The organism is Actinosynnema sp. NPDC053489, from assembly GCF_044544865.1.
Taxonomy (GTDB): Bacteria; Actinomycetota; Actinomycetes; order Mycobacteriales; family Pseudonocardiaceae; genus Actinosynnema.
The window spans coordinates 50,690-64,388 of the sequence record NZ_JBITXT010000021.1 but is presented as its reverse complement, the minus strand read 5'-3'; the positions used below and the strand labels follow the sequence as shown (position 1 = coordinate 64,388).

Sequence of the window (13,699 nt, the reverse complement as noted above, 5' to 3'; positions counted from 1 at the left end):
CGGGGCCGGCGTTCGCGGGGCTAGCGGGCGGCGAGGGCGGCGCGGACCGCCGAGGCGAAGCGGAACGGCGCGGCCGCGTCGGTCTGGCGGAAGCCCAGCGACGGCTCCACCAGCTCCAGCTCCAGCAGCAGCGGCGCGCGGTCCGGGCCGGGGATCAGGTCGACCCGCGCGTAGAGCAGGTCGGCGCGGCGCAGGCCGGTGAGCCCCGCGGCGGCGTCCACGACGTCCTCGGCGACCCGGCGCTGCGCGGGCGACGGCGCCGCGCCGGACAGCCGCTCCCGCACGAACAGGCCGGACGGGTCGTGCTCGGCCTCCGGGACGAGCATCGCGGCCTTGGTGAACGCGTGGGAGTACTGACCGCCCAGGAACACCAGCGCCGTCTCGCCGACCGAGTCCACGTGCGACTGGTACGGCTGCACGAGCGCGGGCACGCCCAGCGCGTCCAGGTGCGCGGCGGCCGTCGCGTGGTCGCCCGCCGCGACGCGCAACGCGCCCCGCGAGCCCGCGCCGACGGTCGGCTTCACCACGAACTCGCCGTCCGGCCAGTCGGTGAAGCCGGGCCCGGCCACCGCGGTCGGCACGACGGGCACACCGTGCCGCGCGAGGTCGACCAGGTAGGTCTTGTCGGTGTTCCACCGCACCACCGGCGCCGGGTTCACCAGCGCGGGCTCGGCGTCGCACCAGGCCAGGAACTCCGGCAGCCGCCCGGTGTAGTCCCAGGTGGACCGCAGCACGACCAGGTCGGCCACCACCGGGGTGCCCCACGCGGCCCAGGAGGCGTCCACGCCCACGTCGGCCAGGGCGTCGATCAGCGCGTCGTCGTCACCGTCGCCCGCGGGCAGCGACTCGCAGGTGGCGAAGAGGACCTTCACCGGCCCGCCATCTTGTGCCGGTGCGCCGGCCCGATCTTCACCGCGGCGGTCGTCTCGCGGTCCCACTCGTGCCGCTCCAGGTCCGCGACCGCCTCGACCACGGCCTCCGCCGACGCCACGTCCGGCAGCACCACGTCGCCCATCGCGCCGTCGTCGCCGACCAGCACGACCCGCGCGCCCGCCCGCCCGAGGTTCTCCACCACGGCGCGGGACGGCTTGCCGTGCGCGGCCACGAACGCCGCCGCCGTCTTCACCGCACGTCCGATCTTCCTGTCCTCTGCCACGTCGGCCAGACTAGAACCTGCCGGTAACTTCCGCGCACGTGACCGCGCCCACCCGACCCGCGACCGGCGCCGACCTCGGTCAACAGGCAATCCCGGGCGGCGTCCGCGTCGCCCCGGGCCGACCACCCGGGCGCGGGGTAGCTTGCGGGCGTGACCGATACCCCACACCTCACCGGCCTGGTCGAACAGTTCCTGACCTGGCACTTCGACCGCAACCCCGGCACGGCCGCGATGCTCGGGTCCCTCGACCACGACCACACGCTCGGCGACTTCAGCGCCACCGCGTTCACCGAGTACGAGCGGGGCGCGGACGCCTGGCTCGACCGGTTCGCCGCGGTCGAGGTGACCGACCTGCAGGGCTCGGTGGACCGCGACCTCGTGCTGGCCGTGCTGCGCGGCGTGCGGGCGAGGGCGACGTGGCCCGCGTGGCGGCGCGACCCGTCGACGTACACGACCGCCGTGCTGTACCCGCTGTTCAGCGCGTTCCTCAACCGGCTGCGGCCGGAGGCGGAGCTGGTGGCGAGCGTGGTGGAGCGGTTGGCCGAGGTGCCGTCGGTGCTGGCCGCGTGCCGGGCGAACCTGGACCCGGCGCTCGCCGCGCCGATGATCGTCAAGCGGGCCGCGGACCAGGCGCGCACCGGTCGGGCGTTCCTCACCGCCACGCTGCCCGCCGAGGTGGCCGACCCCAGGCTGCGCGCGCGGCTGGCCGAGGCCGCCGAACCGGCCGCCCGGGCGTTCGACGAGCTGGCGGCGTTCCTCGACGGGTTCGCCGACCGGGCCTCGGGCGACTGGCGGATGGGCGAGGAGCTGTACTCGACGCTGCTGCGCGAGCAGGAGGTGCTGGGCTACGGCGCGGCCGAGCTGCACGAGCGCGGCCGGGCCGCCTACGCCGAGCTGGACGCCGAGATGCGCGAGCTGGCCGGGTCGGACGACTGGCACGCGGTGATGGCGTCGTTCCAGGACGACCACCCGCCGACGCCGGAGGCGATGCGCGAGGAGTACGAGGCCGAGACGCTGCGCGCGCGGGCGTTCCTGGTCGAGCACGGCCTGGTGACCTTCGCCGAGGGCGAGGAGTGCCGGGTGGTGCCGTCGCCGACGTTCCAGCGCCCGGTCCTGGCGGTGGCCTCGTACATGTCGCCGCCGCCGCTGACCGACCAGCGGACGGGCCACTTCTTCGTGCCGTTCCCGCCGGACGGGTTCACCGCCGAGCAGACCGCGCAGCGGCTGCGCACCAACTCCCGGGCCCAGCTGGCCACGATCGCGGTGCACGAGGCGTACCCCGGCCACCACTGGCACCTGTCCTGGCTGGCCGCGCAGGACCGGCCGGTGCGCAAGGTGTTCCGCACGCCGTACTTCTCCGAGGGCTGGGCGCTGTACGCGGAGAAGCTGCTGCGCGAGCACGGCTACTTCAGCGCCGAGGTCGTCGGCGACGCGGCCAGGGCCCGCGCGCAGGAGCTGGCGCACGTCGAGGCGCGGTTGTTCCGGGCGGCGCGGATGATCGTGGACACGGCGCTGCACTGCGGCGACATGGGTGTGGAGGAGGCCGAGGTGTTCATGTCCACGAAGGCGTCGCTGACGCCCGGCACGGCGGTCGGCGAGGTCAACCGGTACTGCGCGTGGCCGACGCAGGCCCCGTCGTACCTGACGGGCGCGCTGGAGATCGAGCGCATCCGCGCCGAGTTCACCGGGTCGCTGCGCGAGTTCCACGACACGATCGCGGGCTCGGGCGCGCTGCCGCTCGGCCTGGCGCGCAAGGTCGCTCTCGGCAGGTGAGACGCCCCGCCCGCGGCCGGCGGCGCGGAACAGGCAGGCCGCGGCGGCGGTTGGCGTACTGACGTACGGACATCGCAACAGGAGGACGACACATGCCGAAGGCAGTGGTGGTGCGCGCGACCGGCGGGCCGGACGCGCTGGAGTTCGCCGACGTGGAGGCCAAGTCGCCCGGTCCGGGCGAGCTGCTGGTGGACGTGGCCGCCGCCGGGGTGAACTTCATCGACTGCTACCACCGCGAGGGCCGCTACCCGCTGGACCTGCCGTTCGGGCCGGGCCTGGAGGGCGCGGGCCGGGTGAGCGCGGTCGGTCCGGACGTCACCGGCTTCGCCGTGGGCGACCGGGTGGCGTGGTCGGGCTCCCTCGGCAGCTACGCGGAGCAGGCCGTCGTGCCGGTGCGGGACGCCGTGCCCGTCCCGGACGGCGTGGACGACGACACGGCGGGCGCGTTGCTGCTGCAAGGGCTGACGGCGCACTACCTGGTCGCGTCGACGTACCCGGTGCGGGAGGGCGACGCGGTCCTCGTGCACGCCGCCGCGGGCGGGGTGGGGCTGCTGCTCGTGCAGCTGGCCAAGGCGCGCGGCGCGCGGGTGATCGGCACGGTCTCCACCGAGGCCAAGGAGGCGCTGGCCCGGGAGGCGGGCGCCGACGAGGTGATCCGGTACGACCAGGTGGACTTCGCGCCGCGGGTGCGCGAGCTGACCGGCGGCGTCGGCGTCGCGGCCGTCTACGACGGCGTGGGCCGCACGACGTTCGACGGGAGCCTGGCCGGCCTGAAGCCGCGCGGTGTGCTGGCGTTGTTCGGCGCGTCCAGCGGCCCGGTGCCGCCGGTGGACCCGCAGCGGCTCAACCACGCGGGGTCGGTGTTCCTGACCCGGCCGTCGCTGGGCGCGCACGTGGCCACCCGCGAGGAGCTGGAGTGGCGGGCCGGCGAGCTGTTCGACGCCGTCCTGGGCGGTTCGCTGACCGTGCGGGTCGGCGGGCGCTACCCGCTGGCCGAGGCGCGGCGGGCGCACGAGGACCTGGAGGGCCGCCGCACCACCGGCAAGCTGCTGCTCGTCCCCTGAGCCCGCGGGACGCGGAAGGGCGGCCCCGGCTCGGGACCGCCCTTCCGTTCGCCCGGGGGGTGGCTCAGCCCTGGACCTTGACCGCGTCGACCACGAAGATCAGCGTCTCGCCGGGCCGGATGTCGCCCTTCCCGTTCGGGTAGCCCTTGTCCGACGGCACGACGAGCAGCCGCCGGCCGCCCTCCTTGAGCCCGATCAGGCCCTCGTTCCAGCCCTGGATCACCGACGCCTGGCCGATGTTCTGCAGCTCGAACGGCTGGCCGCGGTCCCAGGACGCCTCACGGGTCCGCTGGTCGCGGAACGTGGCCAGCACGTAGTGCAGCTGGGCGGTGGAACCGGCCTTGATCTCCGGTCCGGTGCCGGGGACGAGGTCCTCGACCACGAGGCCGTCCTGGGGCTTGCAACCGGTCGGGACGGTGATCGTGGGCTTCTCCCCCGGCGCGCCGGTCACCTGGTACTGCGACACCTCGCAGGGCGGCCCGCTCGGCTCGGGCAGGTCGGCCTCGCCGGACTGCTGCGCCTCGGACTGCCGGTCCTCGGGCTGCTGCGCCTCGGGCTGCGCGGTGGCGGTCGGGGTGGTGGTCAGGGTGGACGGCCGGTCGCTAGCGGTGCACGCGGTCAGCGCCAGACCGGCGGACAACAGGGAGACGAGGGCCAGGGCCGTACGGCCGACAGTACGCATGGTTGCCGAGCTTAGGGTTCACCCCCGCGCGCCGCGCCGCGGGCCCACCAGCAGGCCCAACGCCGGTCACGGTGCGCTGCTGTCGATCTAGGAAGCAATCCGCAAATGTGCCACTAATTACCGGTACCGCCGTTGCGCGCCCGCGCGTACAGTGACTCCGCGCACTTGATCGTATACCGAGAGCATTCGGCCGTTCGAGTGCCCACCAAGGAGGTGACATCGTGTCCGCGGAGCCGAAGGGCGTCCGCAGCAACCTGTTGCACGAATTGTTCTGGACCAGAACAGGGCTGCTCCTGTTGACCCTAGTCGTCACTTCCGGTGTCAGTCTGACGATTTCCGGCACGATGGATCAAGGAACGGCGCGTGCGTTCCTGACGTCGGTCGGCACCGGCACGCTGATCTCGGCCGTGGTCGGTTTCTGGCAGACGTTGATCACCAGTTCGGCCGCGCAGCGGGCGCTGGTGGCACCCGTCGTCGAGGAGAGCCGCCGGGCGCTGCGTGACCTGACCGCCGAGTACCGGGCCCTGGACCGCGAGTTCTTCCCCACTCACGTGTTCGAGCCCACCGCCCGCCCCGACCCGAAGTTCAACCAGGTCATGATGCAGGACCTCGAACGCACCCGGCTGTACGTGTTCCGGGGCTTCGCGGGCCGGTACGCGGCCGGCCGGTTGCTGCTGTCGCAGTCGGAGTGCGAGCTCAGGGCCGTGCTGGCCGATCCGCGGGCCGACGACGCGATCAGCGGGCGGGCGCGCTACCTGCTGCGCAACGAGGGCGCGGACGGCGACTACGACGAGATCGTCGAGCGGCTGCGCGAGCAGATCTCGATCGGGCTGGTCGGCCTGTTCCTGGCCCGCGGCCGGTGCTCGCGGATCGACCTGACGATCGTGTCCGACCCGCCGCTCGACCGGCTGGAGCTGTTCGACGACAGCGCGTGGCTCACCCTCTACAGCAACACCGGCGCGGGCGTCCTGCGGCTCTACCCGCGCACGGTGCGGTTCTCGGAGGGCTCGTTCATCTACGGGATGGAACGCGCCGAGTTCCTGCGGGTCAGCAATTCCAAGGCAGGGCTCCACGTCGTCATCACCCCGGCCACGAGCCAGGCGGACTTCCTCGCCCTGTACGAGAAGATCACCGGGAACCCGCTCACCGAGGCCGGTTTCCGATCGCTCGCGGAGAAATTCCACCGGTTCCGGAAAGAATTCTCCGCATCCGCTCAGTTGGGGAGCTGATAAGCCGTGCTCACCGAGTCAACCGGGTTCTCCGCCCTCGCGGAGCTCGCCACGCTCATCACCGTGGCCGACCCCCCTGTCGTCGACCACTGGGGACACGTCGAGAGGCGTTTCCGGGAGTGGGCGGGCCAACCCGGCCTGCGGGAGAGGCTGCGCGGTCACCTGCGCGCCCTCTCCCCGCAGGACGAGATGCGACTGGTGGCCAGGTCCCGCGAGACGACGACCCACTTCGCGTGGTGCCTGCGCGACGAGCCGGCCGAGCCGTTCACGTTCTGGCTGCACGAGTACAAGCCGCAACGCGACTGGCGACCGGGCTACGCCGACTCCATCCACAACCACCGCTACCACTTCTGCACCACCATCCTGGCGGGCTCCTACCTGCACGAGCGCTTCGCCGCGCACGTCGTGGACGACGGCAGGCAGGTCGCGTCCACCACCCTGCTGCGCAGCGACGAGGCGGGCGAGGGCGCGTCGGGCACGATGCTCGCGCACGAGTTCCACCGCATCCCGAAGGCCGCCGACGACACCATGACGTTCCTGGTGAAGTCGCGTGCGGTCAGCCCGTGGAGCCTCAGCTACGACCCCGACACGGGCACCAGCCACCGGCACGTGCCGGTCGAGGCGCGGTTGGAGGTGCTGACCAACACCCTGTAACCACCGCCGAGGAGCACCGCGCGCGCCTACCATCGGCCCACCCGGCACGGGAGGGCCCGATGAGCACTGTCACGGCGCAAGCGATCTCCGAAGTCCAGTGCGAGGTGTTGCGGCTGTGCCGCGACCTCGCGGCGAAGCTGCAGTTCCACGGCTGGCACCACGTCAGCTTCGTGCGCGACAAAGCCGTCCACTTCGCCCGGCGCAACGGCTCGGACGTGGCGCTGGTCGAGGTGGCCGCACTGGTGCACGACGTGAACTACATGGTCCGGCGCAACTCGCTGCCGGTGGACGGCCGGTCGTTGCGGCTGGACATCCTGGCGCGCGCGGGCGTGCCGGACGAGGTGGCGGCGCGGGTGGACGCGATCGTCGAGGAGGCCGAGATGCGCACCCGCCACCGCGACATCTCGCCGGAGGCGCAGGCGCTGTCCGATGCGGACACGCTGTTCAAGGCCCTGCCGGTGACGCCGGTGGTGCTCGCGCCGAAGTACCTCGAGGAGAACGGCATCACGCTGCGCGAGCTGGCGCACAAGATCGTCGGTGAGCAGCGGGGCAAGCACGACGAGGGGTACTACTTCTACGACCCGGAGGCGGCGGCGACCTACTCGCGGTGGGCCACGGCGAACCTGGAGCTGTGGTCGTGCATCGTGGAGTCGCTGGACGACCCCACGGTGACCGAGCTGCTGTCCGCGGTGTCCTAGGCCTGCTTCTCCCAGACGACCAGGTCGAACACCAGCGACCTGTAGTCCTCGACGGACACCACGACCACCCTGGCCCAGCGCCCCTCCGAGGTCTTCACGCAGAAGGCCGAGCCCTCCTGCACCTTCTCCGAGGGGATGTAGTCGGCCAACCCCGTCGCGGCCAGGCAGTCCTGGAGCGAAGGCGGGGCGGTGACGGCGGCGATCACGTCCGCGTTGATCGCCGAGATGTACTGGAGGTCGCCTCTCGACGACTTGTCGGACACCCCGCCGTTGGGGCCCTTCGAGTCGAGGTCGATGTAGTAGCCGTAGTTGAGCGTGACCCGGCCGGAGCGGAACTCCGTCGCCGCTCCTCCCACCGGCCCCGCGGTGGTCGTGGTCGGTCCGGTGGCGGCCCGGGTCGTGGTGCCGGCAACGGGGGCGTCGGCCGTGGTCGTCGTGGTCGTCGTGGTGGCCGTGGTGGTCGTGGTGGTCGCGCCGGGCAGGGCCGCGCCCTCGATGGGGCGCAGCCCGAGGCCGCCGAGCACACCGGCCGTGGCCGCACCCAGCACGGTGAGCACGACGGGCACCACGAAGTGCTTGGCCAGGTGCTGCCGCGGGCGGCGGCCCCAGCGGTACAGCAGCCACACGCCCACCAGCGTCACGGAACCGGCCGCGACCAGGGACAGCGGCACCAGGTCCTTGATGCCGCCGATCACCGACAGCAGCAGGGCGGCGACGCCGGCCATCCCGCCGAAGACCTGCCAGCGGTCCACTGTCGCCTTGTCGAAGGACCCCCGATCGGGCGGTGTCCCATCCCCCTGCACCGACATGCGCCCAGGCTAGCTATCCGCAAATATGCGGAAAGAGGATCAAGTCGCGCCGCGAGCCGGGCGGTCAGTCCTCGCTCGGCCGCAGGTCGGTCTCGCGCGCCGCCTCCTCGATGGCCTCGACCGCGTCCACGAAGTGCTGCGTGACCGGCGTGCGCCCGCTCCGGAGGTAGAACAGCACCGGGTTCACCCGGCGCGCGGAAGGCGCCGGCGGGCCGTGCCACACGTTGACCAGGTACGTCGTGTCCTTGAGGATCCGCTCGTAGTGCGCGACCCGGAGCGGGTCGACCTCGTCCACCGTGCCCACGAACGCCTCCATCGCGGCGAGGATCACGCACGCCTGGCGCAGCGCGACCCGGTACGCGCGGCCGTCGTCGGCCCGCCGGTGGGGCGGCAGCACGAGCAGCACGCGGTGCTGGAGCCCGAAGGCCGCGATCTGCTCCAGCTCCCACGCGAACGAGACCCGGATGTCCGGCTCCTCCTGCCCGTCGGGCAGCAGGAGCACGATGTGCCGCGCGCCGACGATCAGCTCGCGGACGACGCCCCGCCACTCGTCGTTCGACGCGCGCAGGTACACCGGACCCGGGGTGGCGAACTCCAGGTCCTGGTCGACGATCGCGTACGTCGGCACGTCCAGCACCCGGCGGAACGCCAGCGCGAGGGCCTCCTCCAGGGTGACGTCGCCGGTCAGCACGCCCCGCCTGCGGCCGCGGCCGACGACGACCGCGCCGTCGTGGCCGAACGGCCGGAGCAGCAGGCAGAAGTCGTCGGCGGAGTCGCGCAGCCGGGCCAGCTCCGGCGCGGCCGGCGAGGTGCGCACGGACCTCGGGTGCCGCCGCGCGGCCACCAGGACCCGGACCAGACCGGTGACCAGGAGCACCGCGAAGAACCCGGCCACCGGACCGGACGACTCGACCACGTCCTCCAGTGACGCCTGCGGGTCCAGCACGCGGTACACGCCCAGCACGAGTGCCGCGCCGACCAGCACCGCCGGCACCCACCTGAGCAGGAACGTCCTCAGGTACCCGCGCCGCGGCCCGCTCACGGTAAGCCCGCCGTGTCTTCACCCATGGCGCACAGCGTCCCGGACCGGCGGCGACGAGGGGTGCGATACGCCGGACAAAGTCCCTTATCCGCAAATATGCGGAAAGCGGGTCAAGAAGTCGGCGCCCCGGAGCGGACCACCCGTCAGGGTGATCACCAGGGGGTCAGAAGGGCCAGCCGAGGACCGGCAGGCCGATCACCGCGTCCACGGCCAGGCCGCAGAACACGAGCATCAGGTACAGGTTCGACAGGTGGAAGAACTTCATGGTGTTGGTCGACCCGCCGCGCCGCACGACCCCGTGCAGCCGGTGCGCGAACACCGCGAACCACACGCCCGACACCGCCGCCACCGCGACGTAGACCCACGACGTCACCGGGGCCAGCAGCAGCGTGCAGGCGACCGTGATCCACGAGTAGATGACGATCTGGCGGGTGACCTGCTGGGCGGTCGCCACCACCGGCAGCATCGGCACCCCGGCCCGCGCGTAGTCCTCCTTGAACTTCATCGCGAGCGCCCAGGTGTGCGGCGGCGTCCAGAAGAAGATCACGCCGAACATCACCAGCGCGGGCCACGCCACCGTGCCGGTCACCGACGACCAGCCGATGATCACCGGCATGCAGCCGGCCATGCCGCCCCAGATGATGTTCTGCGAGGTCCGGCGCTTGAGGACCAGGGTGTAGACGAAGATGTAGAACAGGATCGTGGCCACGGCGAACACGGCCGAGATCAGGTTCGTGGTCAGCCACAGGAACCCGAACGACACCACGCCCAGCACGATGCCGAAGATCAGCGCGTTGCGCGGCGGGATGGCGTCCTTCGCCAGCGGCCGGGCGCTGGTCCGCTTCATCACCGAGTCGATGTCGGCGTCGACGTAGCAGTTGAGCGCGTTGGCCGAGCCCGCGGCCAGGGTGCCGCCCGCCAGCGTGCACGCGATCAGCCACAGCGGCGGCAGGCCGCGCGCGGCCAGGAGCATCGCCGGGATGGTGGTGATCAGCAGCAGCTCGATCACCCGGGGCTTGGTCAGCGCCACGTACGCGCCGACCACCTGCCGGGGCGACCGCGCCGGAGCCTCGGTGACGGCACTCATGGCGTCGCGCTCCTCAACAGGTCGGGGGATGACGCAGATCGTAACCGCGCGTTCGGCGAGCAGCCCGTTCGGGTACTCCCCGAGCGCACCTGCCACGCCTGTGCGTACACCCACAGAGCGTGAGTAGCACGCGCGTCCGATGGTCGGACTAGGCTGGTCGGTGGACCTTGGTAGCCGCGGATCGGGCCTGACGGGATCGATTTAGTTCACGCCGGCCGTCACAACCGCCGCCTAGTGAGTTTGGAGCTGGAAGTCAGTGTCCGTCACCGATGACATCGCCCGGTTGACCGAAGCCCACCTGCCCGAGGATTGGACCGAGCTCGACAAGCGCGCGGTGGACACCGCCCGCGTCCTGGCCGCGGACGCCGTGCAGAAGGTCGGCAACGGCCACCCCGGCACCGCCATGAGCCTCGCGCCCCTGGCGTACACGCTGTTCCAGCGGGTCATGCGGCACGACCCGGCCGACCCCGACTGGATCGGCCGCGACCGGTTCGTGCTCAGCGCCGGCCACTCCAGCCTCACCCTCTACATCCAGCTCTACCTCAACGGCTACGGCCTGGAGCTGGACGACCTCAAGGCGCTGCGCACGTGGGGCTCCAAGACCCCCGGCCACCCCGAGCACCGGCACACCGACGGCGTGGAGATCACCACCGGCCCGCTGGGCCAGGGCTTCGCGTCGGCGGTCGGCATGGCGATGGGCGCGCGGCGCGAGCGCGGCCTGTTCGACCCGGACTCCCCGGCCGGGCAGAGCCCGTTCGACCACGACATCTTCGTGATCGCCTCCGACGGCGACATCGAGGAGGGCGTGACGTCCGAGGCGTCGTCGCTGGCGGGCACCCAGAAGCTCGGCAACCTGACCGTCATCTACGACGACAACAAGATCTCCATCGAGGACGACACGACGATCGCGCTGTCCGAGGACACCGCGAAGCGCTACGAGGCCTACGGCTGGCACGTGCAGGTCGTCGAGGGCGGCGAGAACGTCGCCGGCATCCTGGAGGCGCTGAAGAACGCCAAGGCCGAGACCGAGCGCCCGTCGTTCATCCTGCTGCGCACGATCATCGGCTACCCCGCGCCGAACAAGCAGAACACCGGCGCGGCGCACGGCGCGGCCCTGGGCGCGGACGAGGTGGCCGAGGTCAAGCGCATCCTCGGCTTCGACCCGGAGCAGACCTTCGAGGTCGCGGGCGAGGTGCTGGAGCACACCCGCGCGGTGATCAAGCGCGGCGAGGCGGCCAAGGCCGAGTGGCAGCGCTCGTTCGACGCGTGGGCCGAGGCGAACCCGGAGCGCAAGGCGCTGCTGGACCGCCTGGTCGCCGACGAGCTGCCCGAGGGCTGGACCGACGCGCTGCCGTCGTGGGACCCGGACCCGAAGGGCGTGGCGACCCGCAAGGCCTCCGGCGAGGTGCTGAACGCGCTGCGCGACGTGCTGCCGGAGCTGTGGGGCGGCTCGGCCGACCTCGCCGAGTCGAACAACACCACGATGAAGGGCGTCGACTCGTTCGGCCCCGAGTCGATCTCGACCAAGATGTGGAAGACCAGCCCGTACGGCCGCACGCTGCACTTCGGCGTCCGCGAGCACGCGATGGGCTCGATCCTCAACGGCATCGCGCTGCACGGCCCGACCCGCCCGTACGGCGGCACGTTCCTGGTGTTCAGCGACTACATGCGCCCGGCCGTGCGGCTCGCCGCGCTGATGAAGTCCCCGGTCGTCTACGTGTGGACGCACGACTCCATCGGCCTGGGCGAGGACGGCCCGACGCACCAGCCGATCGAGCACCTGGCCGCGCTGCGCGCGATCCCGGGCCTGAGCGTCGTGCGCCCCGGTGACGCCAACGAGACCGCGGCGGCGTGGCGGGCGATCGTCTCCCAGCGCGGCATCGGCCCCATCGGTGTCGCCCTGACCAGGCAGAACCTGCCGGTGCTCGACGGCACCAAGGAGAAGGCCACCGAGGGCGTGGCGCGCGGCGGCTACGTGCTGGAGGGCGAGGAGGAGCCGGAGCTGATCCTCATCGCGACCGGCTCGGAGCTGCAGATCGCCGTCGAGGCGCGCCGGGTGCTGCAGGCCGAGGGCGTCGCCGCCCGCGTGGTGTCCATGCCGAGCGTCGAGTGGTTCGACTCCCAGGACAAGGGCTACCAGGAGCAGGTGCTGCCGTCGTCGGTGAAGGCGCGCGTCGTGGTCGAGGCGGGCATCGCCCAGCCGTGGTACCGCTTCGCCGGCGACGCGGGCGAGATCGTGTCCATCGAGCACTTCGGCGCGTCGGCGGACTACCAGACGTTGTTCCGCGAGTTCGGGTTCACGACGGAGAACGTCGTCGCGGCGGCCCGCCGCTCGCTGTCCCGGACCAAGTAGAGACCCAGGAGTTGACGAGATGACCACCAATCCGCTGGCCGCGCTGAGCGACGCGGGCGTGTCGATCTGGCTGGACGACCTGTCCCGCGAGCGGCTGAACTCCGGCAACCTGGCCGGCCTGATCGCCGACCAGCACGTCACCGGCGTGACCACCAACCCGACGATCTTCGCCGCCGCCCTGGCGAAGGGCTCGGCCTACGACGAGCAGGTGCGGGAGCTGGCCGCGCGCGGCGCGGACACCGACACCGCCGTGCGCGAGATCACCACCACGGACGTGCGCAACGCGTGCGACCTGTTCCGCGACCTCTACACCTCCACCGACGGCGTCGACGGCCGCGTGTCGATCGAGGTCGACCCCCGGCTGGCCAACGACACCGAGGCCACCGTCGCCGAGGCGCTGGACCTGGCCAAGGCCGTGGACCGGCCCAACCTGCTGGTGAAGATCCCGGCCACGGTCGAGGGCCTGCCCGCGATCACCCGGGTGCTGGCCGAGGGCATCAGCGTGAACGTGACGCTGATCTTCTCCGTCGAGCGGTACCGGCACGTGATGGAGGCGTTCATCGCGGGCCTGGAGCAGGCCAAGGCGAACGGGCACGACCTGCGCGGCCTGCACTCCGTGGCGTCGTTCTTCGTGTCCCGGGTGGACACCGAGGTCGACAAGCGGCTCGACGCGATCGACGACCCGGCGGCGGCCGAGCTGCGCGGCGAGGCGGCCATCGCCAACGCCGTGCTGGCCTACGCGGCCTACGAGGAGACGTTCCGGGGCGAGCGCTGGGAGGCGCTGGCCGCCGACGGCGCCCGCGCGCAGCGCCCGCTGTGGGCGTCCACCGGCGTGAAGGACCCGAAGTACTCCGACACCCGCTACGTCGACCAGCTCGTGGTGGCCGGCACGGTCAACACGATGCCGGAGAAGACCCTGCAGGCGGTCGCCGATCACGGCAAGATCGAGGGCGACAAGGTCACCGGCCGCGCGGAGCGGGCGCAGCAGGTCTTCGACAGGCTGGTCGAGGTCGGCATCGACCTGGACGACGTGTTCATCGCCCTCGAGACCGAGGGCGTCGACAAGTTCGAGAAGTCGTGGGCCGAGCTGCTCGACACGGTGACCGGACAGCTGGACCAGGCCAAGGGCTGAGACCGACAACCGAACGGGAC

General features: G+C 72.1%; 13 protein-coding genes. 7 read left to right on the top strand and 6 right to left on the bottom strand.

Translation table 11 applies throughout. The annotated features are described in order from the left end of the window. Window positions 1-20: 20 nt before the first annotated feature. Together ACIGNX_RS32805 and ACIGNX_RS32800 are read right to left on the bottom strand one after the other, a co-directional pair. Window positions 21-872, bottom strand: coding sequence for a RimK family alpha-L-glutamate ligase (locus ACIGNX_RS32805; protein ID WP_396545086.1), 852 nt, complete (start codon window positions 870-872; stop codon window positions 21-23). Then, window positions 869-1,156 (bottom strand): hypothetical protein, encoded by a 288-nt coding sequence (locus ACIGNX_RS32800; RefSeq protein WP_396545084.1) that lies wholly within the window; start codon window positions 1,154-1,156, stop codon window positions 869-871. The genes ACIGNX_RS32805 and ACIGNX_RS32800 overlap by 4 nt, the downstream gene beginning before the upstream one ends. A gap of 150 nt (window positions 1,157-1,306) precedes the next feature. Between ACIGNX_RS32800 and ACIGNX_RS32795 the strand changes: the two genes are divergently transcribed. Then, window positions 1,307-2,929, top strand: a complete 1,623-nt coding sequence (locus ACIGNX_RS32795; protein ID WP_396545083.1) for a DUF885 domain-containing protein — start codon at window positions 1,307-1,309, stop codon at window positions 2,927-2,929. 92 nt (window positions 2,930-3,021) lie between these two features. Continuing rightward, on the top strand, window positions 3,022-3,993 hold the full coding sequence (locus ACIGNX_RS32790; RefSeq protein ID WP_396545081.1) for a quinone oxidoreductase family protein: 972 nt from the start codon (window positions 3,022-3,024) through the stop codon (window positions 3,991-3,993). Window positions 3,994-4,057: 64 nt separating this feature from the next. Here the strand turns inward: ACIGNX_RS32790 and ACIGNX_RS32785 are convergent, their stop codons facing one another. Next, window positions 4,058-4,675 carry an FKBP-type peptidyl-prolyl cis-trans isomerase gene (locus tag ACIGNX_RS32785; RefSeq protein ID WP_396545079.1) on the bottom strand — a complete coding sequence of 206 codons (618 nt, stop codon included), beginning with the start codon at window positions 4,673-4,675 and terminating at the stop codon, window positions 4,058-4,060. 221 nt (window positions 4,676-4,896) lie between these two features. On the opposite strand from ACIGNX_RS32785, the gene ACIGNX_RS32780 reads away from it, so the two are divergent. The 3 genes from ACIGNX_RS32780 to ACIGNX_RS32770 are packed head-to-tail and all read left to right on the top strand — an operon-like array spanning window position 4,897 to window position 7,256. Next, window positions 4,897-5,904 carry a hypothetical protein gene (locus tag ACIGNX_RS32780; protein WP_396545077.1) on the top strand — a complete coding sequence of 336 codons (1,008 nt, stop codon included), beginning with the start codon at window positions 4,897-4,899 and terminating at the stop codon, window positions 5,902-5,904. 6 nt (window positions 5,905-5,910) lie between these two features. Then, a complete protein-coding gene (locus ACIGNX_RS32775) occupies window positions 5,911-6,558 on the top strand; it encodes a hypothetical protein (protein WP_396545075.1) in 648 nt (215 codons plus the stop codon). Between the two features lie 59 nt (window positions 6,559-6,617). Further along, the gene (locus ACIGNX_RS32770; protein WP_396545073.1) at window positions 6,618-7,256 is read left to right on the top strand and encodes an HD family phosphohydrolase; all 639 of its coding nucleotides are present in this window, start codon (window positions 6,618-6,620) and stop codon (window positions 7,254-7,256) included. Here ACIGNX_RS32770 and ACIGNX_RS32765 read toward each other — a convergent pair. The 3 genes from ACIGNX_RS32765 to ACIGNX_RS32755 all read right to left on the bottom strand — a co-directional run bounded on the left by ACIGNX_RS32765 (window position 7,253) and on the right by ACIGNX_RS32755 (window position 10,194). Then, the gene (locus ACIGNX_RS32765; protein ID WP_396545072.1) at window positions 7,253-8,065 is read right to left on the bottom strand and encodes a hypothetical protein; all 813 of its coding nucleotides are present in this window, start codon (window positions 8,063-8,065) and stop codon (window positions 7,253-7,255) included. The genes ACIGNX_RS32770 and ACIGNX_RS32765 overlap by 4 nt on opposite strands. Before the next feature lie 64 nt (window positions 8,066-8,129). Further along, window positions 8,130-9,107, bottom strand: coding sequence for a hypothetical protein (locus ACIGNX_RS32760; RefSeq protein WP_396545070.1), 978 nt, complete (start codon window positions 9,105-9,107; stop codon window positions 8,130-8,132). A gap of 163 nt (window positions 9,108-9,270) precedes the next feature. Next, complete coding sequence (locus ACIGNX_RS32755) at window positions 9,271-10,194, bottom strand: heme o synthase (RefSeq protein WP_396545068.1); 924 nt, start codon at window positions 10,192-10,194, stop codon at window positions 9,271-9,273. A 256-nt stretch (window positions 10,195-10,450) separates the two neighbouring features. Between ACIGNX_RS32755 and tkt the strand changes: the two genes are divergently transcribed. Together tkt and tal are read left to right on the top strand one after the other, a co-directional pair. Beyond that, entirely contained in the window at window positions 10,451-12,547 is a 2,097-nt protein-coding gene (tkt, locus tag ACIGNX_RS32750; protein WP_396545066.1) for a transketolase, read from the top strand. A 19-nt stretch (window positions 12,548-12,566) separates the two neighbouring features. After that, window positions 12,567-13,679, top strand: a complete 1,113-nt coding sequence (tal, locus tag ACIGNX_RS32745; RefSeq protein WP_396545064.1) for a transaldolase — start codon at window positions 12,567-12,569, stop codon at window positions 13,677-13,679. Window positions 13,680-13,699: the final 20 nt, after the last annotated feature.

Excerpts from the sequence above, each read along its gene's own strand:
- ACIGNX_RS32790 (WP_396545081.1), top strand. The coding sequence starts at position 3,022 with ATGCCGAAGGCAGTGGTGGTGCGCGCGACCGGCGGGCCGGACGCGCTG.
- ACIGNX_RS32785 (WP_396545079.1), bottom strand. The coding sequence starts at position 4,675 with ATGCGTACTGTCGGCCGTACGGCCCTGGCCCTCGTCTCCCTGTTGTCC.
- ACIGNX_RS32770 (WP_396545073.1), top strand. The coding sequence starts at position 6,618 with ATGAGCACTGTCACGGCGCAAGCGATCTCCGAAGTCCAGTGCGAGGTG.
- ACIGNX_RS32765 (WP_396545072.1), bottom strand. The coding sequence starts at position 8,065 with ATGTCGGTGCAGGGGGATGGGACACCGCCCGATCGGGGGTCCTTCGAC.
- ACIGNX_RS32755 (WP_396545068.1), bottom strand. The coding sequence starts at position 10,194 with ATGAGTGCCGTCACCGAGGCTCCGGCGCGGTCGCCCCGGCAGGTGGTC.
- tal (WP_396545064.1), top strand. The coding sequence starts at position 12,567 with ATGACCACCAATCCGCTGGCCGCGCTGAGCGACGCGGGCGTGTCGATC.